Source organism: Mycobacterium sp. E1715 (assembly GCF_001667625.1).
Lineage (GTDB): Bacteria > Actinomycetota > Actinomycetes > Mycobacteriales > Mycobacteriaceae > Mycobacterium.
In genome coordinates this window covers 20,808-44,008 of record NZ_LZJJ01000123.1, presented here as the reverse complement: position 1 = coordinate 44,008, position 23,201 = coordinate 20,808, and the positions used below count along the sequence as shown (strand labels likewise).

At 68.3% G+C, this 23,201-nt stretch carries 27 protein-coding genes; 15 read left to right on the top strand and 12 right to left on the bottom strand.

The window, feature by feature from the left end; translation table 11 throughout:
- Positions 1 to 216 (bottom strand): dUTP diphosphatase (locus A9X03_RS06790; protein ID WP_369807393.1); only part of this gene is annotated, 216 nt, incomplete at its 3' end.
- A 25-nt stretch (positions 217 to 241) separates the two neighbouring features.
- On the opposite strand from A9X03_RS06790, the gene A9X03_RS06785 reads away from it, so the two are divergent.
- On the top strand, positions 242 to 727 hold the full coding sequence (locus A9X03_RS06785) for a DUF3093 domain-containing protein (RefSeq protein ID WP_067749856.1): 486 nt from the start codon (positions 242 to 244) through the stop codon (positions 725 to 727).
- Between the two features lie 4 nt (positions 728 to 731).
- Here A9X03_RS06785 and A9X03_RS06780 read toward each other — a convergent pair whose 3' ends face one another.
- Complete coding sequence (locus tag A9X03_RS06780) at positions 732 to 1,034, bottom strand: DUF4193 domain-containing protein (protein ID WP_007171590.1); 303 nt, start codon at positions 1,032 to 1,034, stop codon at positions 732 to 734.
- A gap of 181 nt (positions 1,035 to 1,215) precedes the next feature.
- Here A9X03_RS06780 and cei point away from each other — a divergent pair, with 181 nt between their 5' ends.
- A complete protein-coding gene (cei, locus tag A9X03_RS06775) occupies positions 1,216 to 1,866 on the top strand; it encodes an envelope integrity protein Cei (protein ID WP_067749854.1) in 651 nt (216 codons plus the stop codon).
- Between the two features lie 7 nt (positions 1,867 to 1,873).
- Here cei and A9X03_RS06770 read toward each other — a convergent pair whose 3' ends face one another.
- Positions 1,874 to 2,752, bottom strand: coding sequence for an inositol monophosphatase family protein (locus tag A9X03_RS06770; protein WP_068260257.1), 879 nt, complete (start codon positions 2,750 to 2,752; stop codon positions 1,874 to 1,876).
- A 103-nt stretch (positions 2,753 to 2,855) separates the two neighbouring features.
- Between A9X03_RS06770 and ppgK the strand changes: the two genes are divergently transcribed.
- The 3 genes from ppgK to A9X03_RS06755 all read left to right on the top strand — a co-directional run bounded on the left by ppgK (position 2,856) and on the right by A9X03_RS06755 (position 5,846).
- The gene (gene ppgK / locus A9X03_RS06765; protein WP_067780647.1) at positions 2,856 to 3,665 is read left to right on the top strand and encodes a polyphosphate--glucose phosphotransferase; all 810 of its coding nucleotides are present in this window, start codon (positions 2,856 to 2,858) and stop codon (positions 3,663 to 3,665) included.
- Between the two features lie 176 nt (positions 3,666 to 3,841).
- Positions 3,842 to 5,347: an RNA polymerase sigma factor gene (locus A9X03_RS06760; RefSeq protein WP_082954851.1), complete on the top strand. Its 1,506-nt coding sequence runs from the start codon at positions 3,842 to 3,844 to the stop codon at positions 5,345 to 5,347.
- Positions 5,348 to 5,438: 91 nt separating this feature from the next.
- Complete coding sequence (locus tag A9X03_RS06755; protein ID WP_068260251.1) at positions 5,439 to 5,846, top strand: RidA family protein; 408 nt, start codon at positions 5,439 to 5,441, stop codon at positions 5,844 to 5,846.
- Here the strand turns inward: A9X03_RS06755 and A9X03_RS06750 are convergent.
- Entirely contained in the window at positions 5,795 to 6,160 is a 366-nt protein-coding gene (locus A9X03_RS06750; protein ID WP_068260248.1) for a DUF952 domain-containing protein, read from the bottom strand. The genes A9X03_RS06755 and A9X03_RS06750 overlap by 52 nt on opposite strands.
- Before the next feature lie 136 nt (positions 6,161 to 6,296).
- Here A9X03_RS06750 and A9X03_RS28285 point away from each other — a divergent pair, with 136 nt between their 5' ends.
- Together A9X03_RS28285 and A9X03_RS06745 are read left to right on the top strand one after the other, a co-directional pair.
- Positions 6,297 to 6,482, top strand: a complete 186-nt coding sequence (locus tag A9X03_RS28285) for a hypothetical protein (protein ID WP_007171575.1) — start codon at positions 6,297 to 6,299, stop codon at positions 6,480 to 6,482.
- A gap of 65 nt (positions 6,483 to 6,547) precedes the next feature.
- Entirely contained in the window at positions 6,548 to 7,519 is a 972-nt protein-coding gene (locus tag A9X03_RS06745; RefSeq protein WP_068260245.1) for a YihY/virulence factor BrkB family protein, read from the top strand.
- A 22-nt stretch (positions 7,520 to 7,541) separates the two neighbouring features.
- Here the strand turns inward: A9X03_RS06745 and A9X03_RS06740 are convergent, their stop codons facing one another.
- Entirely contained in the window at positions 7,542 to 7,781 is a 240-nt protein-coding gene (locus tag A9X03_RS06740) for a DUF3039 domain-containing protein (protein WP_044485021.1), read from the bottom strand.
- A 45-nt stretch (positions 7,782 to 7,826) separates the two neighbouring features.
- On the opposite strand from A9X03_RS06740, the gene A9X03_RS06735 reads away from it, so the two are divergent.
- From A9X03_RS06735 to ideR, 3 genes are all read left to right on the top strand, one after another.
- The gene (locus tag A9X03_RS06735; protein ID WP_369831088.1) at positions 7,827 to 8,252 is read left to right on the top strand and encodes a DUF3099 domain-containing protein; all 426 of its coding nucleotides are present in this window, start codon (positions 7,827 to 7,829) and stop codon (positions 8,250 to 8,252) included.
- A gap of 150 nt (positions 8,253 to 8,402) precedes the next feature.
- Positions 8,403 to 9,362: a sigma-70 family RNA polymerase sigma factor SigB gene (sigB, locus tag A9X03_RS06730; RefSeq protein WP_040623889.1), complete on the top strand. Its 960-nt coding sequence runs from the start codon at positions 8,403 to 8,405 to the stop codon at positions 9,360 to 9,362.
- Between the two features lie 126 nt (positions 9,363 to 9,488).
- Positions 9,489 to 10,178 carry an iron-dependent transcriptional regulator IdeR gene (gene ideR / locus A9X03_RS06725; protein WP_067268966.1) on the top strand — a complete coding sequence of 230 codons (690 nt, stop codon included), beginning with the start codon at positions 9,489 to 9,491 and terminating at the stop codon, positions 10,176 to 10,178.
- 21 nt (positions 10,179 to 10,199) lie between these two features.
- Here ideR and A9X03_RS06720 read toward each other — a convergent pair whose 3' ends face one another.
- Complete coding sequence (locus tag A9X03_RS06720; RefSeq protein WP_067780650.1) at positions 10,200 to 11,258, bottom strand: DUF4192 domain-containing protein; 1,059 nt, start codon at positions 11,256 to 11,258, stop codon at positions 10,200 to 10,202.
- A gap of 111 nt (positions 11,259 to 11,369) precedes the next feature.
- Between A9X03_RS06720 and sthA the strand changes: the two genes are divergently transcribed.
- Positions 11,370 to 12,785 carry a Si-specific NAD(P)(+) transhydrogenase gene (sthA, locus tag A9X03_RS06715; protein ID WP_067749858.1) on the top strand — a complete coding sequence of 472 codons (1,416 nt, stop codon included), beginning with the start codon at positions 11,370 to 11,372 and terminating at the stop codon, positions 12,783 to 12,785.
- Here sthA and A9X03_RS06710 read toward each other — a convergent pair.
- The gene (locus tag A9X03_RS06710; RefSeq protein WP_067749844.1) at positions 12,782 to 13,621 is read right to left on the bottom strand and encodes a serine protease; all 840 of its coding nucleotides are present in this window, start codon (positions 13,619 to 13,621) and stop codon (positions 12,782 to 12,784) included. The two genes, sthA and A9X03_RS06710, sit on opposite strands and share 4 nt — an antisense overlap.
- Before the next feature lie 187 nt (positions 13,622 to 13,808).
- On the opposite strand from A9X03_RS06710, the gene A9X03_RS06705 reads away from it, so the two are divergent.
- The 3 genes from A9X03_RS06705 to A9X03_RS06695 are packed head-to-tail and all read left to right on the top strand — an operon-like array spanning position 13,809 to position 16,586.
- Positions 13,809 to 14,780, top strand: a complete 972-nt coding sequence (locus A9X03_RS06705; protein ID WP_068260267.1) for a proteasome assembly chaperone family protein — start codon at positions 13,809 to 13,811, stop codon at positions 14,778 to 14,780.
- A 41-nt stretch (positions 14,781 to 14,821) separates the two neighbouring features.
- Positions 14,822 to 15,853, top strand: a complete 1,032-nt coding sequence (locus A9X03_RS06700) for an alpha/beta fold hydrolase (RefSeq protein WP_067747377.1) — start codon at positions 14,822 to 14,824, stop codon at positions 15,851 to 15,853.
- A gap of 46 nt (positions 15,854 to 15,899) precedes the next feature.
- Positions 15,900 to 16,586, top strand: coding sequence for a PhzF family phenazine biosynthesis protein (locus A9X03_RS06695; protein WP_068260237.1), 687 nt, complete (start codon positions 15,900 to 15,902; stop codon positions 16,584 to 16,586).
- Between the two features lie 15 nt (positions 16,587 to 16,601).
- On the opposite strand, the gene A9X03_RS06690 is transcribed toward A9X03_RS06695, so the two are convergent.
- From A9X03_RS06690 to A9X03_RS06680, 3 genes are all read right to left on the bottom strand, one after another.
- A complete protein-coding gene (locus A9X03_RS06690) occupies positions 16,602 to 17,087 on the bottom strand; it encodes a peroxynitrite isomerase (protein WP_067747350.1) in 486 nt (161 codons plus the stop codon).
- Between the two features lie 31 nt (positions 17,088 to 17,118).
- Entirely contained in the window at positions 17,119 to 17,583 is a 465-nt protein-coding gene (gene nrdR, locus A9X03_RS06685) for a transcriptional regulator NrdR (protein ID WP_046184812.1), read from the bottom strand.
- Positions 17,584 to 17,710: 127 nt separating this feature from the next.
- Positions 17,711 to 18,205 carry a LysM peptidoglycan-binding domain-containing protein gene (locus tag A9X03_RS06680; RefSeq protein ID WP_068260234.1) on the bottom strand — a complete coding sequence of 165 codons (495 nt, stop codon included), beginning with the start codon at positions 18,203 to 18,205 and terminating at the stop codon, positions 17,711 to 17,713.
- Positions 18,206 to 18,494: 289 nt separating this feature from the next.
- Between A9X03_RS06680 and lexA the strand changes: the two genes are divergently transcribed.
- Positions 18,495 to 19,193, top strand: a complete 699-nt coding sequence (lexA, locus tag A9X03_RS06675; protein ID WP_068260230.1) for a transcriptional repressor LexA — start codon at positions 18,495 to 18,497, stop codon at positions 19,191 to 19,193.
- Between the two features lie 9 nt (positions 19,194 to 19,202).
- On the opposite strand, the gene A9X03_RS06670 is transcribed toward lexA, so the two are convergent.
- Positions 19,203 to 21,494 carry an LGFP repeat-containing protein gene (locus A9X03_RS06670; RefSeq protein ID WP_068260224.1) on the bottom strand — a complete coding sequence of 764 codons (2,292 nt, stop codon included), beginning with the start codon at positions 21,492 to 21,494 and terminating at the stop codon, positions 19,203 to 19,205.
- Positions 21,495 to 22,040: 546 nt separating this feature from the next.
- Positions 22,041 to 23,201 carry an acyl-CoA dehydrogenase family protein gene (locus tag A9X03_RS06665; protein WP_068260223.1) on the bottom strand — a complete coding sequence of 387 codons (1,161 nt, stop codon included), beginning with the start codon at positions 23,199 to 23,201 and terminating at the stop codon, positions 22,041 to 22,043.

The window sequence follows — 23,201 nt, the reverse complement described above, 5'->3', positions numbered from 1 at the left end:
TCCCACGCGCGACGCCAGTCCCGAACGCGGGTGGACCAACCCGACCATCCCGAACGGAATCGCGACCGCGACGCCGGTGCGCACCAGGGCGCGTCGCCCGGGTTCCAGCTTGAGGTCCTCCGCGCTGTAGAGATCCACTCCGGCGTCGCCCTCATGTGCGCGCGTGGGCAGTGGAAGCTCGGGATCGAGGCGGATGATGGCCAGACTGGTCGACACGGGGCCACAGATTACCCTTGACTGCGTGTCCGGGACGCGCGTCGCGCCGCACAGTGTGCGATATCGCGAACGACTGTGGGTGCCATGGTGGTGGTGGCCGTTGGCCTTCGGGCTGGCGGGGCTGATCGCGTTCGAAGTCAACATGGGTGTCGCCCCCCGTCCTACCTGGCTGCCGTACGCGACGCTGTTCGCGGTGGCCGCCGGAACGCTGTTGTGGCTGGGCCGCGTGGAGATTCGGGTCACCGCCGATCCGAACGCCCCCGGCGGGGTCGAGCTGTGGGCCGGTGAGGCGCACCTGCCGGTCACCGTGATCGCCCGATCCGCTTCGGTCGCCGCGTCGGCCAAGTCCGCGGCGCTGGGACGCCAACTCGACCCGGCGGCGTTCGTCCTGCACCGGGCATGGATCGGACCGATGATTCTGGTCGTCCTCGACGACCCGGACGACCCGACGCCGTACTGGCTGGTGAGTTGCCGCCACCCCGAGCGGGTGCTGTCGGCATTGCGCAGCTGACCTGTCAGGCTGCGCAGTCGGTACAGATCATGAGGCCGTTCTTTTCGCTGGCCAGTCGGCTGCGGTGTTGCACCAGGAAGCAGCTGGAGCAGGTGAACTCGTCAGCCTGCTTCGGAATGACGCGCACCGACAGTTCTTCCCCCGACAGGTCGGCGCCAGGCAGTTCAAAAGATTCAGCGGTTTCGGATTCGTCGACGTCAACCACGGCCGAAGCCGCCTCGTTGCGTCGTGCTTTGAGCTCCTCCAGCGAGTCCTCCGAGACATCGTCGGTCTCGGTGCGCCGTGGAGCGTCATAGTCGGTAGGCATCGCCCTATCCCCTCACATGCCCTCGTTGCTCAAGCATCGCTTTGTACCAGCGTCGAACGCATCCACCAAATGATTCGTGCCCGGATCGCGGCCCGGTTGTGTGTGATTTGCGTCACACACCCATATTGGCCCTTGCGTTCGCCTTTGAACAGTGCGTTTAGGGTGCGACTAGAGTGCACCTGTGGTCGCACAAATCACCGAGGGTACTGCCTTCGACAAGCACGGCCGGCCCTTCCGGCGACGCAATCCCCGGCCCGCCATCGTGGTGGTGGTCCTCCTGGTGGCGGCGACGGCCGTGGTGTGGACGATCGCGCTGACCCGGCCGGCCAGGGTGCACGAGGTCGCGGTGTGCAACCCACCACCGAAGGGGGCCAATTCGACGGCGGCTCAGCTCGGCGAGCAGGTGTCGCGGAGCGCGATGATGGACGTCACGCCGGCCAAGCTCAACGACGCCAAGGTCCGCGTCCTCAACGCCAGCGGCCGTGGCGGACAGGCCGGCGACGTCGCCGGCGCGCTGAAAGACCTCGGCTTCGCCCAGCCGGCCGCCGCCAACGATCCGCTCTACGCGGGCACCCGGCTCACCTGCCAGGGCCAGATCCGGTTCGGCACCGCAGGGCAAGCCACCGCGGCGACGGTGTGGCTGGTGGCGCCCTGCATGGAGTTGTTCAACGACAACCGCGCCGACGACTCCGTCGACTTGTCGCTGGGAACGGACTTCACCGCGCTGGCCCACAACGACGACATCGACGCCGCCCTCGCCGCGCTGCGCCCCGGCGCCACCGAGCCGTCAGACCCCGCGCTGCTCACCAAGATTCACTCCAGCAGCTGCTGACGAACCGTCAGTCGAGAATCGGGTCCAGGCCGTCGACCTCGTTCAGCGCGGTCAGCAGCGCGTCGGCGATTCCCGGCGCGGCGGCCAGCACCAGCCCGGCGCCCTCAATGTCGGGCGGCGGCAAGCTAACTCGCGCCCCCGCCTCGGCCGCGATCAGCGCGCCCGCGGCGCAATCCCACGGCTGCAGGCCGTGCTCGTAGAACGCGTCCAGCCGGCCCGCCGCGACCATGCACAGATCGAGCGCCGCCGAGCCGATGCGACGGACGTCGCGGACCACCGGCAGCAGCCGCGCCAACAACGCCGCCTGCGTCGTCCGGCGCTGCCGTGAATAACCGAAACCGGTGCCCAGCAACGCCATCGACAAGTCGTCGACCGCGGCGCACCGCAACGGCCGGGGGCCGTCCTCGTCGATGACGTGTGCGCCCTGGCCCACCGCCGCCGAGTACACCCGGCCGCCGACGACGTCGGCGACCGCGCCCGCCACCGACACCCCGTCGACCTGCACGCCCACCGACACCGCGTACGCCGGTATGCCGTAGACGAAGTTCACCGTGCCGTCGATGGGATCGAGCACCCAGGTGACCGCGCCCGCGGGCGTGCCCGCCGGATCGGCCGGGCCGCCCCCCTCCTCGCCGAGAATCGGGTCGCCCGGCCGCAATTCGGCCAGCCGATCCCGCAGCAGGCGCTCCGTTTCCGTGTCGACGACGGTCACCGGATCGGTGGGGGTGCTCTTCGACCGCACGGCGCCGTCGCCTGGAGATGGCGAGCCCGCCGCGGTCGCCCCGAACACCTCGGCGCGCCGGCGCCGCACGAATGCGGCGGCTTCCGTGGCCAACGACTCGGCCACCGCGCGCAACCGGGCGGGCTCGTCCTGAGGGCGGGTCACCGGTCTATCGCATCACAGGCGGCGCGGCCCCGCAGATACCCCGTCGCCACATCGGCACCGGGCTAAGGTGGGCGGACAGCCAAAGTCACGCCCAGGAGCTTCGATGACCAGCACCGACTCGACCACGGATTCGCCCGGCACCGGGACCGCCGTCGGCACCCCACAGCGTCGGGGATTCGGCATCGACGTCGGCGGCAGCGGCATCAAGGGCGGCATCGTCGACATGGACACCGGCGAGTTGATCGGCGATCGGGTCAAGCTGTTGACCCCGCAGCCGGCGACACCGTCGGCGGTCGCCAAGACCATCGGCGAGGTGGTCAACGCGTTCGGCTGGACCGGCCCGCTCGGGGTCACCTATCCCGGGGTCGTCACCCACGGCGTCGTCCAGACGGCGGCCAACGTCGACAAATCCTGGATCGGCACCAACGCGCGCGACATCATCAGCGCCGAGCTGGGCGGCCAGGACGTCACGGTGCTCAACGACGCCGACGCCGCCGGGCTGGCCGAGGAACACTACGGCGCGGGCAGAAACCAGTCCGGCCTGGTGGTGTTGCTGACGTTCGGCACCGGGATCGGCTCCGCGGTCATCCACAACGGCACGTTGATCCCGAACACCGAGTTCGGGCACCTCGAGGTGGGCGGCAAGGAGGCCGAGCAGCGGGCGGCGTCGTCGGTCAAAGAGAAGAACGACTGGACCTTCGAGAAGTGGGCCAAGCAGGTCACCCGCGTGCTGGTCGCCATCGAGAACGCGGTGTGGCCCGACCTGTTCATCGCCGGCGGCGGCATCAGCCGCAAGGCCGACAAGTGGCTACCGCTGCTCGAAAACCGCACCCCGGTGGTGGCTGCGGCCCTGCTCAACACCGCCGGAATAGTGGGCGCGGCGATGGCGTCGACCTCCGACGTGACGCACTGATTTTTGCCCGGCGGAGCCGTTCGACCGCTGACTGTCGTTACAATGGTCATCGGCGACCGCCCGAACGATAGCGTGCAAGTACCCACGCTGATCCAACGCCGACATCGACATAGCAGACACTTTCGGTTAACCATGCCCAATACCCACCGAAGGTGAGCCCAAACGAAGGGGTGTAAGTGGCAGCGACCAAGGCAAGCCCGGCAACCGACGCGCCGGTGAAACGGACCGCCACGAAACCCTCCCCCGCTAAGCGACCGGCGGCCAAGGCCGCTCACGGCGCCGCCCCCGCTAAGCGCGCCGCCAAGGCGGCCCCGGCGCGGCCCGCCAAGCCCGAGACCGAGGCCGGTGCCGACACCAAGAAGACCCGCGCGGCGAAGGCCCCGTCGGCCCGCGGGACGAAAGCGGCCAAGGGCGCCCCGGCGGACGCCGACGTCGACCTGGAGGCCGCCGAAGATCTCGACGACGCGGAGCTCGACGCGGAACCCGGTGAAGACCTCGAGATCGACGCCGCCGACCTGAGCCTGGACGACCTGGAAGACGACGTTGCGGCCGACGGCGAGGACGCCGACGTCGAGCCCGCCGACTCCGACGACAGCGAGGAAGAGGCCGCCGCCCCGGTCGCCGCGGCCGGCGAGGCCGCCGCCGAAGAGGACGAGGAGATCGCCGAGCCGTCCGAAAAGGACAAGGCCTCCGGTGATTTCGTCTGGGACGAAGACGAGTCCGAGGCGCTGCGCCAGGCTCGCAAGGACGCCGAACTCACCGCCTCCGCGGACTCGGTTCGCGCCTACCTCAAGCAGATCGGCAAGGTGGCGCTGCTCAACGCCGAGGAAGAGGTCGAGCTGGCCAAGCGGATCGAGGCCGGCCTGTACGCCACGCAGCTGATGGCCGAGATGGCCGAGCGCGGCGACAAGCTGCCCGCCGCGCAGCGCCGCGACATGATGTGGATCTGCCGCGACGGCGATCGCGCGAAAAACCATCTGCTGGAAGCCAACCTGCGCCTCGTGGTGTCACTGGCCAAGCGCTACACCGGCCGCGGCATGGCGTTTTTGGACCTCATCCAGGAAGGCAACCTGGGCCTGATCCGCGCGGTCGAGAAATTCGACTACACCAAGGGTTACAAGTTCTCCACCTACGCCACGTGGTGGATCCGCCAGGCCATAACGCGCGCCATGGCCGACCAGGCCCGCACCATCCGCATCCCGGTGCACATGGTCGAGGTGATCAACAAGCTGGGCCGTATCCAGCGCGAGCTGCTGCAGGATCTGGGCCGCGAGCCCACACCCGAAGAGCTGGCCAAGGAAATGGACATCACGCCCGAAAAGGTGCTGGAGATCCAGCAATACGCCCGCGAGCCGATTTCGCTGGACCAGACCATCGGCGACGAGGGCGACAGCCAGCTCGGTGACTTCATCGAGGACAGCGAGGCCGTGGTGGCCGTCGACGCGGTGTCGTTCACGCTGCTGCAGGACCAGCTGCAGTCGGTGCTCGAGACCCTGTCCGAGCGCGAGGCCGGCGTGGTACGGCTGCGCTTCGGGCTCACCGACGGCCAGCCGCGCACCCTCGACGAGATCGGCCAGGTTTACGGCGTCACCCGCGAGCGCATCCGTCAGATCGAGTCCAAGACGATGTCAAAGCTGCGCCACCCCAGCCGTTCGCAGGTCCTGCGCGACTACCTGGACTGAGCGACTCGCCGAATTTATTGGCGCGCAAGACCACTCGTCTTCGACCGGAAAATGCGTCGCCCCGCCGCGCCGGCCGTCGTACGGTGGCGGCATGAACCGCACACTGGTCTCCTCCGGCTCCGACTTCGAGGCGGCCGTCGGCTATTCGCGTGCCGTACGGGTCGGCCCGCACGTGTGGGTGGCCGGGACCACCGGCTCCGGCCCAGCCGGCGACATCGCGACCCAGACTCGAGAAGCGTTGCGCCGCATCGAGATTGCGCTCGCCCAAGTTGGCGCGGCGCTCACCGACGTGGTTCGCACCCGCGTGTACGTCACCGACATGTCCCGCTGGGGCGAGGTCGCCGCGGTGCACGCCGAAGTGTTCGGTGACATTCGCCCGGCGGCCACCATGGTGCAGGTGTCGGCGTTGATCGCGCCCGAAATGCTGGTGGAGATCGAAGCCGACGTCTACGCGGAATCCCCGACCGGCGGGAAGGTGCCGTCGGGGCCCGGCCGGTAATCGGTGACCCGAATCACAGCGGCCGTGGGCAGCCGACCGTAGAGGTGCGGGAACAGCATCGACTCCGGATCCGTTGCCACGCCTGGCTCCCAGTGAACTTCGGAGTCCAGCCGCGCCGGGTCGATGTGCAGCAACACCAAATCATCGCGGCCGCGGTAGAGCCGGTTGGCCGGCAGATGGACCTGGCCGGGCGCCGAGAGATGGATGAACCGGCCGCCGCCGGACGTGTCGGGGCGAATCTCACCGGCCGCGCGGGCGCGGGACCACTCGTCCCGTCCGCACAGATGTACCAGCAGGTCAGGAGCGAAAGCCACGGATGATCACTGTAGAGAGTTCCTCGAAACGAAACGTTTACAGGTCGTGAGAAACGACACACCCGATAACGATCGGGGAACAACGCAAAAACCCCATACGTCTGAGAGAGTGAATCAAAGCAAGAACGGAGAAGCCATGAATGCAACTCTGACCAGTCCCGAGCTCACCCGGGCGGACCGCTGCGACCGCTGCGGTGCCGCTGCTCGAGTCCGTGCCACGCTGCCTTCAGGAGCTGAGCTTCTCTTCTGCCAGCATCACGCCAACGAGCACGAGGCGAAGCTGACCGAACTGTCCGCCGTCCTGGAGGTCAGCGGAAGCTAGTTCCGCCGAACTCACCCTTCGCCAATGTGGGCGAGTGGGGCGGTCTTCGGTAATGCTGGACGGGTATGAGCGATCAAGTCGCAAAACCGTCCCGCCATCACATCTGGCGACTCACTCTGAGGACCCTCTCGAAAAGCTGGGATGACTCCATCTTTTCCGAGTCGGCCCAGGCGGGTTTCTGGTCAGCGCTGTCGCTCCCGCCGCTGCTGCTGGGAATGCTGGGCAGCCTCGCCTACGTGGCGCCGCTGTTCGGGCCGGACACGCTGACCGCGATCGAGAAGAGCATCATCTCGGCGATCCGGAGCTTCTTCTCGCCCAGCGTCGTCAACGAGATCATCGAGCCGACCATCCGTGACGTCACCGCCAACGCCCGGGGTGAGGTGGTGTCGGTCGGTTTCCTGATCTCGATGTGGGCGGGATCGTCGGCCATCTCGGCCTACGTCGACGCGGTCGTGGAGGCGCACGACCAGACGCCACTGCGGCATCCGGTGCGACAGCGGCTCTTCGCCCTGTTCCTGTATGTGGTGATGCTGGTGTTCGTGGTGTGCGCGGCGCCGGTGCTGGTGGTGGGCCCCCGCAAGGTCAGCGAGCACATCCCGGACAGCCTGGAAAACATCCTGCGCTACGGCTACTACCCGGCGCTGATCCTCGGCCTGCTGATCGGCGTGGTCATTCTGTACCGGGTCGCGCTGCCCGAGCCCCTGCCGACGCACCGGCTGATCTTCGGCGCCGTGCTCGCCACGGCGGTCTTCCTCATCGCCACGCTGGGCCTGCGGGTCTACCTGCGGTGGATCACCAGCACGGGCTACACCTACGGCGCGCTGGCCACCCCGATCGCGTTCCTGCTGTTCGCGTTCTTCGGCGGTTTCGCCGTGATGCTGGGCGCCGAGCTCAACGCCGCGATCCAAGAGGAATTCCCGGCGCCGAAGACGCACGCGCACCGGCTGCGCAAGTGGTTGCAATCGCGCATCACACCACTGAAGGCACCGGCGGCTCCCCCGCCGGAGCCGGCGGCCGCCGACAACGCGGCGCTGTGACGGGTGCTCGGCCGCGGCCGATCTAGTCCTTCTTCATCCGGTCGTAGATCTGCTTGCAATCCGGGCAAACCGGCGAGCCGGGCTTGGCCGCCTTGGTGACGGGGAACACTTCCCCGCACAACGCCACCACGTGATTACCCATGACCGCGCTCTCGGCGATCTTGTCCTTCTTGACGTAGTGGAAGTATTTCGGCGTATCGCTGCCGGTCCCGTCGTCGACGCGTTCGTCGGTCTCGGTGCGCTCGATCGTCTGGGTCTGCATACCTGACATTGTGCCCCGTAACTCGCTTCTGCCGGAATCGCCGTCGTGTGGGACAGTGGAAGAATGACGCGCGGCTCCGAGTTGGGGTTCGACGATGATGGCAGACCGATCCTCATCACCGCCGCCGCACCCTCCTACGAAGAACAGCACCGAGCCCGGGTGCGTAAGTACCTGACGTTGATGGGGTTCCGGATACCGGCGCTCATCCTGGCCGCCGTCGCGTACGGCGCCTGGCACAACGGTCTGATTTCGCTGGCGATCGTGGCGGTGTCGATCCCGCTGCCGTGGATGGCCGTACTGATCGCCAACGACCGGCCACCGCGCAGCGCCGACGAGCCGCGACGGTTCGACGACGCCCGGCGGCGCACCCCGCTGTTCCCGACGGCCGAGCGCCTGGCGCTCGAGTCGCGTCGCCACCCGCAACCGGGCTGGCCCCCCGGACCGGGCGGCGACATCGGCCACTCGCACTGAGAAGGCGATTGCCCCGACTTCTCAGGACATTCTCAGGTCGGCGGCACATTTGTGCACGTCAAGACGTGTGAGATGACAAACCGCTGGGAACTCTCAGGGCTGATCTGTCGTTGTACTCGATGACAGCACAAAGCCGAATGGGAGGTCGCTATGGCGAACGCCAGCACGAGCAGATTTGACGGCGATCTGGACGCCCAGAGCCCCGCAGCCGACCTCGTGCGCGTTTATCTCAATGGCATCGGTAAGACGGCGCTGCTGAACGCGGCGGGCGAAGTTGAACTGGCCAAGCGCATCGAGGCTGGGCTCTACGCGGAGCACCTGCTGGAAACCCGTAAGCGCCTCGGGGAGAACCGCCGACGCGACCTCGAGGCCGTGGTCCGTGATGGCCAGGCCGCACGCCGGCACCTGCTGGAAGCGAACCTGCGGCTGGTGGTGTCGCTGGCGAAGCGCTACACGGGTCGCGGCATGCCGCTGCTGGACCTGATCCAGGAGGGCAACCTGGGCCTGATCCGCGCGATGGAAAAGTTCGACTACACAAAGGGATTCAAGTTCTCCACCTACGCCACGTGGTGGATTCGCCAGGCCATCACCCGCGGCATGGCCGACCAGAGCCGCACCATCCGCCTGCCCGTGCACCTGGTCGAGCAGGTCAACAAGCTGGCGCGGATCAAGCGGGAGATGCACCAGAACCTGGGCCGCGAGGCCACCGACGAGGAACTGGCCGCCGAGTCCGGCATCCCGGTCGAGAAGATCAACGACCTGCTCGAGCACAGCCGCGACCCGGTAAGCCTGGACATGCCGGTCGGCTCCGAAGAGGAGGCACCGCTGGGCGACTTCATCGAGGACGCCGAGGCGATGTCCGCCGAGAACGCGGTGATCGCCGAGCTGTTGCACACCGACATCCGCAGCGTGCTCGCCACTCTCGACGAGCGCGAGCACCAGGTGATCCGGCTGCGCTTCGGCCTGGACGACGGCCAGCCGCGCACCCTGGACCAGATCGGGAAGCTGTTCGGCCTGTCGCGCGAGCGGGTCCGCCAGATCGAGCGGGACGTAATGTCCAAACTCCGCCACGGCGAGCGCGCCGACCGGCTACGGTCGTACGCAAGCTAAGGCCTCCGAACTAGTAGCACGACGGTATGCCCGCCGCGGACGCGGCGGGCATACTGCTTGTCGGGGAAGGGTTACACCCATTCACGCAGCTGGCCAAGTAGACTCGGCGTCGATGGAAGGTGCTGAATGAACGACCTGGTTGACACCACCGAGATGTACTTGCGGACCATCTACGACCTCGAAGAAGAGGGCGTGACACCGCTTCGCGCCCGGATCGCCGAGCGCCTCGACCAGAGTGGGCCGACCGTCAGCCAAACCGTTTCCCGCATGGAGCGCGATGGGCTCCTTCACGTCGCCGGCGACCGGCACCTCGAGCTCACCGACAAAGGCCGGGCGTTGGCCATCGCCGTCATGCGCAAGCACCGCCTCGCCGAGCGGTTGCTGGTCGACGTCATCGGTGTGCCCTGGGAGGAAGTGCACGCCGAGGCATGCCGGTGGGAACACGTGATGAGCGAGGACGTCGAACGGCGGCTGGTGAAGGTGCTCAACCATCCGACCACCTCCCCGTTCGGCAACCCGATCCCGGGGCTCCTGGACCTCGGTGTTGGCCCCGAGTCGGGCGCCGACGACGCCAACCTGGTCCGGTTGACCGAGCTGCCGCCCGGTTCCCCGGTGGCCGTGGTGGTCCGCCAGCTGACCGAGCACGTGCAGGGCGACATCGACCTGATCACCCGCCTGAAGGACGCCGGCGTCGTCCCCAACGCCCGGGTGACCGTCGAGACCGGACCCGCCGGGGTGACCATCGTCATCCCGGGCCACGAGAACGTCACCCTGCCGCACGAGATGGCGCACGCCGTCAAGGTCGAGAAGGTCTGACCGCCCGGCATGGTGGTCTGGCTAGCCCGCCCGGCGGCCGAACGGCCGTCGCGGCGGTAACCGCACACCCAGCTGCTTGGCCAGCCGGTAGCCGGTGAGCGCCAATTCCCGGATGTCCTCCGGCCGCAACCCCGACTGCAACGCGGTGTCCAGCATGCCCGCCATCCGATGCTCGGGCTCGCAGCGCAGCGCGGCCTCCAGCGACACCCCGGCCAGCGGCCCGTCGCCGCGGGCGTAAGCGCTGAACGCGAGCAGTACCAGCGCCTCGACCCGCCAGGGCGGCGGCAGGGTGCGCGCCAGCAGCGCCCACAACGTTTCGGCCTCGCCGGCGTTCTCGCCGACCGCCAGGGCGTAGAGGATGTCGCGCACCTGCGCGTCGCTCAGCGCGCAGCTCAGCTTGGCCAGCTGGGTCGAGGACAGCGCCTGGCCGGCCGCGGCCCGGGCCGCGGACACCATGGCGTGTTTGACGTCGGCCCGGGCGCGTCGGGCCGGATCCGCGCGCTGGGCCGCCAGGCGCCGCGTCGCGTACCGGTCGATCACGCCGGTCAACGCGGAGCTGCGCGCCGCGTCCTGCACCGCGATGACGGCCTGCAGGTCGGCGCGGCGCGCGTAGAGCCGCCTGCCGTCGAGCACCGCCGCGGCCGCCAGCGGTGACGCGGATGGATCGTCGACCACGCCGCTCGAACCGCACCCGTCCACGCAGTGCCAGCGCCCGCCGAGCGCGACACGGTCGACCACATGGGCAGCCCACAGCTCGATACCGTTCTCAGACAACGAGTTTGCTAGTGCGTCGCACAGCTGCCGGTACTGCTCGTTGCAGCACGGGCAGTGCGCCCCCTGCTCGTTGACGATCACCGCGATCGCGGCGTCGGGACGGGCCGCGGCGGCGACCTCGGCCAGGTGCCCGACCCGACGGGTGAGCTCGTCTGAGAGGTCGACCCGCATCACCGCCCCCAGGTCGCCGCCGTCCAAAGACACCAATACCAATGAATTTTCGGGAACGAACCCGAGAACCGCCGGCAGCGCGGCGATGAGCGCGCCGGGTCGGTTGAGTTTGAAGTCAGGTCGATGCGTCGTCATGGGCACCACGCTGGCGGCCCGTGCCGTCAGCCGGTGCTCGCGGGGACGTGCGGAATCCCGCGCCTGTGAATGAACCCAGCACTGTGAGTGCTGCTGATCTACTGTTACCCCATGAGTTCGGCGCAAGAGTACGACATGGTGGTCATCGGTTCGGGGCCCGGCGGCCAGAAGGCCGCCATCGCGTCGGCCAAGCTCGGCAAGTCGGTCGCGGTCGTCGAACGTGGCCAGATGCTCGGCGGCGTGTGCGTCCAGACCGGCACCATCCCGTCAAAGACGTTGCGCGAGGCCGTCCTTTACCTCACCGGGATGAGCCAGCGCGAACTGTACGGCGCGAGCTACCGCGTCAAGGAGAAGATCACCCCGGCCGACCTGCTGGCCCGCACCCAGCACGTGATCGGCAAGGAGGTCGACGTGGTACGCAATCAGCTGATGCGCAACCGCATCGACCTGTTGCTGGGCCACGGCCGGTTCGTCGACCCGCACACCATCGAGGTCGAAGACCCGTCCCGTCGCGAAAAGTTAACCGTAAGCGGCAAATACATCGTCATCGCCACCGGCACCCGGCCGGCGCGGCCGTCCGGTGTCGAGTTCGACGAGGAGCGGGTGCTCGACTCCGACGGCATCCTCGACCTCAAATCGCTGCCCACCTCGATGGTGGTGGTCGGTGCCGGGGTGATCGGCATCGAATATGCCTCGATGTTCGCCGCGCTGGGCACCAAGGTCACCGTGGTGGAGAAGCGCAGCGACATGCTGGACTTCTGCGACCCCGAGGTCGTCGAGGCGCTGAAATTCCACCTGCGCGACCTGGCGGTGACGTTCCGGTTCGGCGAGGAGGTGACCGCGGTCGACGTCGGCTCGGCGGGCACCGTCACGACCCTGGCCAGCGGCAAGCAGATCCCCGCGGAGACGGTGATGTATTCCGCCGGGCGCCAAGGCCAGACCGACCACCTCGACCTGCACAACGCCGAGCTCGAGGCCGACAACCGCGGCCGGATCTTCGTCGACGACTTCTTTCAGACCAAGGTGCCGCACATCTACGCCGTCGGCGACGTCATCGGCTTCCCCGCGCTGGCCGCGACCTCGATGGAACAGGGCCGGCTGGCCGCGTATCACGCCTTCGGGGAGCCGACCGACGGCATCACCGAACTGCAGCCGATCGGCATCTACTCCATTCCCGAGGTTTCCTACGTGGGGGCCACCGAGGTCGAACTGACCAAGAACGCGATCCCCTACGAGGTCGGGGTGGCCCGGTACCGGGAACTGGCCCGCGGCCAGATCGCCGGTGACTCCTACGGGATGCTCAAGCTGCTGGTGTCCACCGACGATCTCAAGCTCCTGGGCGTGCACATCTTCGGCACCAGCGCCACCGAGATGGTGCACATCGGGCAGGCCGTGATGGGCTGCGGCGGCACCGTCGAATACCTGGTGGACGCCGTGTTCAACTACCCCACGTTCTCCGAGGCCTACAAGGTGGCCGCGCTCGACGTGATGAACAAAGTGCGCGCGCTCAACCAGTTTCGCCACTAACAGCTGTCGTCGAGTTCTCCGGGAATCGGGTCGCCGGGGCCGCCGGCGTCCGCGCGGGCCAGCAACTGCGCGGTTCGCGCGTCGAACGGCGCCGAATACGAGACGTTCGCGGCGCAGCCACCACGCTCGAAACCACCGATCACCCCGGTGAGGATGGTGCCGCTGACCCAGGGTGCGCCGCTGGTGCCGTCCACCAACCCCTCGCACGGGAACGAGGGGAAGCCGCCCTCGGTCACCGACGTGCTGGCCTGACACCCGATGGGCGCGCCACCCACGCCGGCCGGGTAGCCCATCACGGTGACGTGGCTGCCGGGCGGCGGCGTGGTGCCCAGCGTCAGCGCCAGCCCGGCGCGGGCCTCCACCGAACCCCCGGCGTCGTTGCTCAGCCGCGCGATCGCATAGTCCGCGTTCGGATCCTTGCTCGCGCTCCAGCGGGGGTCCAGATAGACGGCGTCGGCCTTCCACACATCGGCCGGGCCGGGTGGCGCGTCGCCGGCGAAGCCCGGCACGAAGGTGATCTTGGAGGCCCCGGCCAGGCAGTGCGCCGCGGTCATCATCAGGTTGCCGCCCGTCGAATGCACCACCGAGCCCGTGCACACGTGCAGCGGCCCCCCGTCGATGAAGATGGCGCCGACGCGCTTGTCCGGGTCCACCGGCCCCGCCACCGCCTTCTGCTGGGGCTGGCTCAGCCGCTGCGCCGGCGCGCTGCTGCGCACGGTCGGCGCCGGGGGGACCGACGCACGATCGTTCGGCGGCCGCTTGCACGACGTCACCGACGTCGCCACGGCGACCACCAAGCACAGCAACAGGGTCGGAACGCGCATCGGAATCATCATGCCTGACACCAGCGCACCGAGCAGATTCCGACGCGTCGGGGGCCACCCGACTCGGGGGCACCGCCCACCGGCGTGTTCGCTGAAGGATTAAACGCGAACTTCACACCGCGGTTTGATTTTCGTGCCCCCCGATTCGGGGGACACTGGTAGGACACCCTGGATGGACCCTCGAGAGGAGGCGATCCCGATGGCTAGTCAGGACCCGCAGGAGCAGCACTACCAGCCCGGACAGGCCGGAATGTACGAGCTAGAGCTGCCTGCGCCGCAGTTGTCGACGTCGGACGGCCGGGGCCCGGTGCTGGTGCACGCGCTGGAGGGTTTCTCGGACGCCGGTCACGCGATCCGGCTGGCCTCGTCGCATCTGAAGGCGGCGCTGGACACCGAGCTGGTCGCGTCCTTCGCCATCGACGAATTGCTGGATTACCGGTCGCGGCGGCCGCTGATGACGTTCAAGACCGATCACTTCACGAACTACGACGAGCCGGAACTGAGCTTGTACGCGTTGCGTGACACCATCGGCACCCCGTTTCTGCTGCTCGCCGGGATGGAACCCGATCTGAAGTGGGAGCGCTTCATCACCGCGGTGCGCCTGCTGGCCGAGCGACTGAGCGTGCGCCAGACCATCGGCCTGGGCACCGTCCCGATGGCGGTTCCCCACACCCGGCCGATCACGATGACCGCGCACTCGAACAACCCCGAGTTGATCGCCGAGTTCACCCCCTGGATCTCCGAGATCCAGGTTCCCGGCAGCGCGTCCAACCTGCTCGAATACCGGATGGCCCAGCACGGCCACGAGGTCGTCGGCTACACCGTGCACGTCCCGCACTACCTGACGCAGACCGACTACCCGGCCGCCGCCGAGGCGTTGCTCGAGCAAGTGGCCAAGATCGCTTCGCTCGAGCTACCGCTGACGGCGTTGACCGAAGCGGCGGCGGTGATCAGGACCAAGATCGACGAGCAGGTCGAGGCGAGCGCGGAGGTTGCTCAAGTGGTGACCGCGCTCGAGCGCCAGTACGATGCCTTCATCGACGCTCAGGAGAACAGGTCGTTACTAACGCGCGACGAGGACCTGCCTAGCGGCGACGAGCTTGGAGCCGAGTTCGAGCGATTCCTCGCCCAGGAGGCGGAGAAGAAGCGCGGCGACGACGACCAGGCCTGACCTTTCCACACGGCCCTGGGCCCGACCCGAAGGTTGGCGAGATGACCGAGCGGAAGCGCAAGAGCACTCTCCGCCCGGTGCGTGAGGTCGCGGCGCCCCGGCTGGAGTTCCGCACCATCCACGGCTACAAGCGGGCCTACCGGATCGCCGGTGACGGCCCGGCGATCCTGTTGGTCCACGGCATCGGGGACAACTCCACCACCTGGAACACCGTGCAGGCCAAGCTCGCTCAGCGGTTCACGGTCATCGCCCCGGACCTGCTCGGCCACGGGCGATCCGACAAACCGCGCGCCGACTACTCCGTCGCCGCCTACGCGAACGGGATGCGTGACCTGCTCAGCGTGCTCGACATCGAGCGGGTCACGGTCGTCGGACATTCACTGGGCGGCGGCGTGGCCATGCAATTCGCCTACCAGTTCCCGCATTTGGTGGACCGGCTCATCCTGGTCGCCGCCGGCGGTGTCACCAAGGACGTCAACGTCGCGCTCCGGCTCGCGTCGCTGCCGATGGGCAGCGAGGCCCTCGCCCTGCTGCGGCTCCCGCTCGTGCTGCCGGCCGTGCAGCTGGCGGGACGGATAGCCGGCCTGGCGATCGGATCGACCGGCCTGGGCCGCGACCTGCCCAATGTCCTGCGGATCCTCGACGACCTGCCGGAGCCCACGGCCTCGGCGGCCTTCAGTCGCACCCTGCGCGCGGTGGTGGACTGGCGCGGGCAGATCGTCACCATGCTCGATCGCTGCTACCTGACCGAAGCCATACCGGTGCAGATCGTGTGGGGCACCAAGGATGTGGTGGTGCCCGTCCGGCACGCGTGGATGGCGCACGCCGCGATGCCGGGCTCCCGCCTCGAAATCTTCGAGGGCTCCGGCCACTTCCCCTTCCACGACGACCCGGCCCGCTTCATCGACGTCGTCGAACGCTTCATCGATTCCACCGCTCCCGCCGAATACGATCAGGCCGCCCTGCGCGGGCTACTGCGCAGCGGCGGCGGCGAAAAGGCCGTCAGCGGCCCCGCGCCGACCCGCGTCGCCGTGCTCAACGCGATGGGCTCCGACGAACGCAGCGCCACCTGAACCACCTTGGTCGATGCGGCCGGCTCCGGGGTCGTACAGTCGCTGCATGGGGATCGACGTCACGGTGTTGCGGGTGTTCACCGATGCGGACGGCAATTTCGGCAATCCGCTCGGGGTGGTGAACGCCGCCCACATCGGGCCCGCCGACCGGCAACGGCTGGCGACTCAATTGGGCTACAGCGAAACGGTTTTCGTCGATCTTCCGGGCGCGGGTTCGACGACCGCGCATGCCACCATCTACACCCCCCGGGTCCAGCTCGCGTTCGCCGGGCACCCCACCGTCGGCGCGTCGTGGTGGCTGCGGGAGAGCGGCACGCCGATTCACACCCTGCAGGTGCCGGCCGGTCTCGTGCAGGTGAGCTATGCCGGAGACCTCACCGGCGTCAGCGCCCGCTCGGACTGGGCGCCCGAGGTGGCCCTGCACGAATTCGATTCGGCCGCCGCGCTTCTCGCCGCCGATCCGGGAGATTTTCCCGACGACACGGCGCACTACCTGTGGGCCTGGACCGACCGGGAGAGCGGCACCCTGCGCACCCGGGGGTTTTTCCCGAACCTCGGCGTGCCGGAGGACGAGGCGACCGGCTCGGCGGCGATGCGGATCACCGACTACCTCAGCCGCGACCTGCACATCACCCAGGGCCGGGGATCGATCGTCGAGACGACGTGGAACGCCGAGGGCTGGGTGGGAGTGGCCGGGCGCGTCGTCAATGACGGTGTGCGGCACATCGACTGACGGCCGAGCACGCGCTCAGCGCTGCCGGCGCAGCACCGCGGCGAGGTGGTGCTGCAAGGGCTGCCCGACCGCTCCCATCCGCACCGAATACGACAGTTCGTCGCCGTCGATGCGGAAGGAACGGCCAAGGGCGGTCACCTCTTTGGCGGTCGGGGTACGTCCGACGTCGGTGGTGGACAGCTCGATCTCGATCACGTCGCCGGAAACCGCGTACGTGCCCACCTCGATCTCGGTGATGCCGCTCGGGTGGGCCAGCACCAGTTCGACGTGACCGGGCCGCGGCACGCGCAGGTAGCCGGTCTCGGCGTGCAACGGCTTGCCGTCGGCCGACGCCTTCGTCTTTTGCGCGTACGCCAGAAACGGCTTGCCGACGTGGGAGAACACGACCTCTTCGAGATAGTCGAAGGGCTCGATGGTCGGGTACTCGCCCGCGCCCTGGCCGGCCCAGGTGCCCAGCAGCGGTGCGAGGGCCGCGAGATCGGGATGCAAGTCGGGGGGCATGAAATCGAGACTAGCCCGGCGACGAAGGCCGTCAGCTCGGTGTCGTGACCTGGCGGTGTTCGCGCAGGGCCTGGATCTCGCGTTCGAAATCGTCTGCGGATTCGAAGGACCGATACACCGACGCGAACCGCAGGTACGCCACCTCGTCGAGGTCGCGCAGCGGCCCGAGGATGGCCAGGCCGACCTCATGGCTGGCCACCTCCGGCGAGCCCGCGGCCCGCACCGTGTCCTCGACCTGCTGGGCCAGCAGGTTCAGCGCGTCGTCGTCCACCTGGCGGCCCTGGCAGGCCCGGCGGACACCGCTGATGACCTTCTCCCTGCTGAAGGGCTCGGTGACTCCGCTGCGTTTGACCACGGCCAGCACCGCGGTCTCCACCGTGGTGAAACGGCGCCCGCATTCGGGGCATGATCGGCGGCGCCGAATGGCCTGCCCCTCATCGGTTTCCCTCGAGTCGATCACCCGGGAATCGGGATGACGGCAGAACGGGCAATGCATGACCGCTCCTTCGCCGTGCCGTCAACCTGATACCGCAGCACTTCGAGCGTACCCGCGCGCTCACCTGCGCGGGTAATGGCTCAGCGAAGGGTTGGTGGGCGCCGCTCGGCAGTTAGCGGGGCGGTCGTCAGCCGACCGGAGCGATCAAGGTCTGGCCCGCGACCAGGTTCGGCGAGTTCATGTCGTTGAGTTCGCGGATGCGGTCGGCGACCTGGCGGGCGGGCGCGTCCGGCGCCACCCGGCGAGCCACGTCTTGCAGCGACTCCCCCGCCTCCACGCGCACGACGGCCAGGCGGTCCGGGACGTGCGCGGCCGAGCTGCCGGAGTCACCGTTGAGCACCTGACCGACGTTGCCGACCAAGCCCAGCCACAGCGTGATCGCGCCGGCGGCCAGGGCCAGCCAGATCGTGGTCGTCACCGTGACGGGGCGCTTGCGGTGCGGCGCGGCGGACACCGCGAGGCCGGTGCCGTAGTGGCGCGTGGGCGCGCCCGCCGGCCTCGAGGGGCCGGGGCGGCGGGACCGGGCCAGCCCGTCGCGGCCGTAACGAAGCCCCGGGACGGGTCCGTTGACCGGACGCCGAGGGCTGCTGGTACGCGGCGCCAGCGTGTGCATGGTTGTCATCTGCGTTCCTCCGGTCAACTTGATTCGCTCAGCTGTTCGACTGTATCGCTCGTGTGTTCGAATTCCGAACATGTGAGCGAAGCGTGTCGCACGAGTCGAACGCTAGACCACGCCACCGACAAGTGCGTGGCCGCTAGAGCTGACATGCGATCGAAATACCCGATCTGCCGAAGAGTTACACCTTTGTGATTCACGACTTCGGCGCGGCTTTTCGCCGACGGGCGGATGGGCGACACGCTACTCGAACACATGTTTGATTCTTGGGCGCGGTGGGGTTACATTCAGTGCCATGAGCGACAGCAGCGACACCCCATCGGCCGGCACGGGCGGCCGGTTGCACGCCGTGGATTCATCGCTGACCGAACGTCAGCGCACCATCTTGAACGTCATTCGCGCGTCGGTCACCAGCCGCGGCTACCCGCCGAGCATCCGGGAGATCGGCGACGCCGTCGGCCTGACGTCGACGTCATCCGTGGCCCATCAGCTGCGCACCCTGGAGCGCAAGGGTTACCTGCGTCGGGACCCGAACCGTCCGCGGGCGGTCGACGTCCGCGGCGCCGACGACGACGTGGCGGCGCCGGCAACCGACGTCGCCGGCTCCGACGCCCTGCCGGAACCGACCTTCGTGCCGGTCCTCGGGCGCATCGCCGCCGGTGGACCGATCCTCGCCGAGGAGGCGGTCGAGGACGTGTTCCCGCTGCCGCGCGAGCTGGTCGGCGAGGGCACGCTGTTCCTGCTCAAGGTCGTCGGCGATTCCATGGTCGAGGCGGCGATCTGCGACGGCGACTGGGTGGTGGTGCGCCAGCAGAACGTCGCCGACAACGGCGACATCGTCGCGGCCATGCTCGACGGGGAAGCCACCGTGAAGACGTTCAAGCGCGCGGGCGGTCAGGTATGGCTGATGCCGCACAACCCGGCATTCGACCCGATTCCCGGCAACGAGGCGACCGTGCTGGGCAAGGTCGTCACGGTGATCCGCAAGGTCTAGCCCGGCGGGTCAGTCCGCCTTGACGAAGCCGTTGGCCTGCGCGACTTCTTCGCTGGCCAGCCAGATTTCGGCGAGGGTGTCGTGGTAGAGCTCGCTGCCCGGTGTGTAGTACAGCCCGAAGCGGGCGCTTGCCTTGATCGGGTATCCGTCGGGCACCTGGTAGGGGTCGTCCAACGGTAGGTGGATGGTCGGGCGCCCGGGCGTGCCTGCCCCCGCGCCGCTGTCCTCGTCGTCGGCGGCCGCGTGCCGTCCGCCCCGCTGCCCGGATGCGACGACGGCCGCGGCGGCGGCCTCCGGCGCGGCGGTTTCCGGCGGGGTAGCTTCCGGCGGGGTGTCGTCCGCAGCGGCGGCGTCGGCACCAGTGGCCTCGGCGACATCCGCCGGAACATGCGGCACGGCCACATCCGGATACTCGGGCTCGGGAGCCGCGGCTTCGGGGGCGGCGTCCTCGTATTCGGCGTCCGGCGGCGTGTGCGGCACCGCGACGTCGAGGTACTCGGCATCCACGTACCCCTCGTCCCCGCGAGCGGCCTCCGGGTGGGCGGGCTCGTGCGCGTCGTCGGTGTACTCGGCTTCGGCGTACTCGGCTTCGACGTACTCGGCCTCGGCGTAATCCGCTTCGGGATAACCGGATTCGGCGTAATCCGCTTCGCCGTATTCGGATTCGGCGTATTCGGGTTGGGCATAGCCGGATTCCGTTTCGGGATAGCCCGCCTCCGACAGGGCCGTCGGTGAGACCGCGGCGAAGGAGTCGGTGTCCACCGCGTCGGGGTCCTGCTCCTCGTCCCCGTAGCCACCCTCGTCCGCACCGCGCCGCCGCCAGCTGACCCGCCCGGCGGCCTCGGCTTCGGGCGTCTCGGACTGCCCGTCGAAGTGTTCGGCGCCGACGTCGTCGGGCCCCCAGTGCTGGTCGCCCACCGGCTCGTAACCAAGGTCGAGGTCGCGGTGCGGCTCGTAGCCGGCACCGGCACGCGCGGCGCGCCGCCGGCGCCAACCGAGGGCCAACAGCCCGGCCAAGACGATCAGCACCAGCACCGGGATGCCGGCCAGCAGCCACCACCACTGCAACGCGAACTTCTTGGGGTGCGCGGGCGTCGCCGAGCTGCTCGGCTGGTTCTGGCCCGACACCTGCAGGCCCGACAGCAACGGCGCGAGATTGGCCGGGTCGGTGCTGAACGTGTTCTTCGCCCGGTTCCACGAGATCTTGCCGCCGACGAACTGCTGGGAGACCACGTCGCCGTCCACCGACTGGTCGCCGACGGGCGCACCCAGCTTGCCCGTCGGCCCCCGGAGCTTGTCCCACGCCGCCTTCATGGCGCCGCGCACCACGAACGCGCCGTGCTCCGAACTCCAGAAGATCACCGGTTTGTCGGCGCCGGAGAAGGTGACGACGCGGCTGGACGGGATCCCGCCGTCAGCTTCGTTGGCGGTGGGGAAACCGAGATCGCTACCGGCCGGGCCGCCCAGCGATTCGTACTTGGACAGGATGTTGGTCTCGACGGCGTTCGCGCCGGTCGCGGGGCTGAAATACACCTTGCCGTTGGCGAAGTCCTGGACGATCCCGTCGCCACCGATCGGATACTGCGCGCCCTTCTTGACCCCCAGCGGCCCGTTCGGACCACCGGCGGCGCGCCATGCCATGTTGATGGCCGCGGTGGGGTCGATCGCCACCTGCAAACCCTTCAACTGGTCGGCCAAACCCGCTGGCTCGGTGGTGAACTGCTTGGTCTGCCTGTTCCACGAAACCTGGCCGCCGCTGAATTTCTGGGCGGACACCTCGCCGTTGTAGGTTTCGTCGCCGACCGGGACGCCGAGCACGCCACCCGAGCTACCCAGCTTGTCCCACGCGGCGTTGATCGCGCCGCGCACCACGAACGCGCCGTGGTCCGGCGTCCAGAAGATCACCGGCTTGTCGCTGGCCGAGAAGGTGGCCACCCGGCTGTCCGGACCGGCGAGGCCGGGCACCTCATTGATCGCGGGGAAGCCCAGATCGCTGCCGGCGGGGCCGCCCAGCATTTCGTATTTGTCCAGGATCGGCCCGTAGACGAACTTGGCGCCGGTCGCCGGCGTGAAGAACATCTTGCCGCCGTCGAAGTCCAGCTCGAAACCGTCTCCGGCGGGATACACGTCGCCCTTCCGCGGGCCCAGCGGCGAACCGTCGCCGCCGGCCTTTTCCCAGGCGGCCATCATGGCCGCCTCGGCGTCGCCGATGGGAGACGCCGCCGCGGAAGGCGCCAACAAGGCGGCGGCGGTCGCGAAGGCCGTCAAGGTGACCAGCGCACTCCCGACCAGCCTGCGCATGTGACCTCTCTGCCCGTTCACCAAGCCTCCCAGCCGACGGCTACGGCCCTATCAGCGGCTATGCCCGTGGCTGCACAGCCGGCGAGGGGGCCGCACTCCGACCGCGCGGAAACAGCCCCGCACCGATCCGCATTATCGCCGGGCTCGCATAACTTTGCTCCTGCCAAGGAGAAATACGAAGTCAAATCACGCATATTACAAAAACGGATACCACGCCGATGTCGAAATGATGCCGAGCCACGCTCGAATCGCGACGAACCGCACCATCGCCCGCGTGACGTCGGACTTATCGTGCCGACTCCCGAACCGGTCGCACACCTGCGCAATAGGGCGCGGGCCTGCGCGCGCCGGCCCGGCTCGTCGCCCCTGCCGCGCTTTTCGCGGCGCACCATTGCGCGGGCGTCCCCGAAACACATGCGCCGACGGTACGTGAAGCCATTAACTCGCCGGCGATCTACCCGAAAAAACGGTGGCCAGGCGGGCATTGACCGCGTTTGCCGACCGCGGGCGAATTGACCGTTCCTTTGGCGATCGCCGTTGTCGGATCTAGACGCCGAGGCTGCGGCCGATGATCTCCTTCATGATCTCGGTCGTGCCGCCGTAGATGGTCTGCACCCGCGCGTCCAGATAGGCACGGGCGACGGGGTATTCGCGCATGTAGCCGTAGCCGCCGTGCAGTTGCAGACAACGGTCGATCAGGTGCACCTGCTTCTCGGTGGAGTACCACTTGGCCATGGCCGCCTGTTCGGCCGTCAGCTTCTTGTCCAGGTGCAGGCGGATGAACTCGTCGACCATCATGCGCACCACGGTGGCCTCGGTCGCCAGCTCGGCGAGCACGAAGCGGCTGTTCTGGAAGCTGCCGATCGGCTTGCCAAACGCCTTGCGCTCCTTGGTGTATTGCAGCGTGTCTTCGAGCACCTGCTCCATCGCGGCGGCCGCCATGATGGCGATCGAGATCCGCTCCTGCGGCAGGTTCTGCATCAGGTAGATGAACCCCATGCCCTCCTGCCCCAGCAGGTTTTCGGCGGGAACCTTGACATCGGTGAAGGACAGCTCGGCGGTGTCCTGGGCGGCCAGCCCGATCTTGTCCAGGTGCCGGCCGCGCTCGAAGCCCTCCATGCCGCGTTCGACAACGAGCAACGAAAAGCCTTGCGCGCCTTTGTCCGGATCGGTCTGCGCGACCACGATCACCAAGTCGGAGTTGATTCCGTTGGTGATGAACGTCTTTGCGCCGTTGAGCACGTAGTGGTCACCCTGCTTGACCGCGCGGGTCTTGATGCCCTGCAGGTCGCTGCCGGTTCCCGGCTCGGTCATCGCGATGGCGGTGATGAGCTCCCCGGTGCAGAACTTCGGCAGCCAGCGCTGCTTCTGCTCCTCGGTGGCCAAGGCCAGCAGGTAGGGCGCCACGATGTCGTTGTGCAGCCCGAAGCCGATGCCGCTGTAGCGACCGAAGGTGGTCTCCTCGGTGATGATCGTGTTGTACCGGAAGTCGGGGTTGCCTCCGCCGCCGTATTCCTCGGGGACAGCCATACCGAGGAAGCCCTGCTTGCCGGCCTCGAGCCACACGCCGCGGTCGACGATCTTCGCCTTCTCCCATTCGTCGTGGTGCGGCGCGACGTGGCGATCGAGGAAGGCGCGGTAGGACTCGCGGAACAGGTCGTGCTCCGGCTCGAAAAGCGTGCGCTGGTATTTGACGGCACTGCCCAT

Bases quoted from the DNA above. Each gene is read 5' to 3' on its own strand.
- A9X03_RS06670 (WP_068260224.1), bottom strand. From the start codon at position 21,494: ATGCGCAGGCTGGTCGGGAGTGCGCTGGTCACCTTGACGGCCTTCGCG.
- A9X03_RS06680 (WP_068260234.1), bottom strand. From the start codon at position 18,205: ATGACAACCATGCACACGCTGGCGCCGCGTACCAGCAGCCCTCGGCGT.
- A9X03_RS06710 (WP_067749844.1), bottom strand. From the start codon at position 13,621: ATGATGATTCCGATGCGCGTTCCGACCCTGTTGCTGTGCTTGGTGGTC.
- A9X03_RS06665 (WP_068260223.1), bottom strand. From the start codon at position 23,201: ATGGGCAGTGCCGTCAAATACCAGCGCACGCTTTTCGAGCCGGAGCAC.
- sigB (WP_040623889.1), top strand. From the start codon at position 8,403: ATGGCGAACGCCAGCACGAGCAGATTTGACGGCGATCTGGACGCCCAG.
- A9X03_RS06705 (WP_068260267.1), top strand. From the start codon at position 13,809: ATGGCTAGTCAGGACCCGCAGGAGCAGCACTACCAGCCCGGACAGGCC.
- ppgK (WP_067780647.1), top strand. From the start codon at position 2,856: ATGACCAGCACCGACTCGACCACGGATTCGCCCGGCACCGGGACCGCC.
- A9X03_RS06700 (WP_067747377.1), top strand. From the start codon at position 14,822: ATGACCGAGCGGAAGCGCAAGAGCACTCTCCGCCCGGTGCGTGAGGTC.
- A9X03_RS06690 (WP_067747350.1), bottom strand. From the start codon at position 17,087: ATGCCCCCCGACTTGCATCCCGATCTCGCGGCCCTCGCACCGCTGCTG.
- A9X03_RS06740 (WP_044485021.1), bottom strand. From the start codon at position 7,781: ATGCAGACCCAGACGATCGAGCGCACCGAGACCGACGAACGCGTCGAC.
- A9X03_RS06695 (WP_068260237.1), top strand. From the start codon at position 15,900: ATGGGGATCGACGTCACGGTGTTGCGGGTGTTCACCGATGCGGACGGC.
- A9X03_RS06745 (WP_068260245.1), top strand. From the start codon at position 6,548: ATGAGCGATCAAGTCGCAAAACCGTCCCGCCATCACATCTGGCGACTC.
- A9X03_RS06755 (WP_068260251.1), top strand. From the start codon at position 5,439: ATGAACCGCACACTGGTCTCCTCCGGCTCCGACTTCGAGGCGGCCGTC.
- A9X03_RS28285 (WP_007171575.1), top strand. From the start codon at position 6,297: ATGAATGCAACTCTGACCAGTCCCGAGCTCACCCGGGCGGACCGCTGC.
- A9X03_RS06780 (WP_007171590.1), bottom strand. From the start codon at position 1,034: ATGCCTACCGACTATGACGCTCCACGGCGCACCGAGACCGACGATGTC.
- A9X03_RS06720 (WP_067780650.1), bottom strand. From the start codon at position 11,258: ATGACGACGCATCGACCTGACTTCAAACTCAACCGACCCGGCGCGCTC.
- sthA (WP_067749858.1), top strand. From the start codon at position 11,370: ATGAGTTCGGCGCAAGAGTACGACATGGTGGTCATCGGTTCGGGGCCC.
- ideR (WP_067268966.1), top strand. From the start codon at position 9,489: ATGAACGACCTGGTTGACACCACCGAGATGTACTTGCGGACCATCTAC.
- lexA (WP_068260230.1), top strand. From the start codon at position 18,495: ATGAGCGACAGCAGCGACACCCCATCGGCCGGCACGGGCGGCCGGTTG.
- nrdR (WP_046184812.1), bottom strand. From the start codon at position 17,583: ATGCATTGCCCGTTCTGCCGTCATCCCGATTCCCGGGTGATCGACTCG.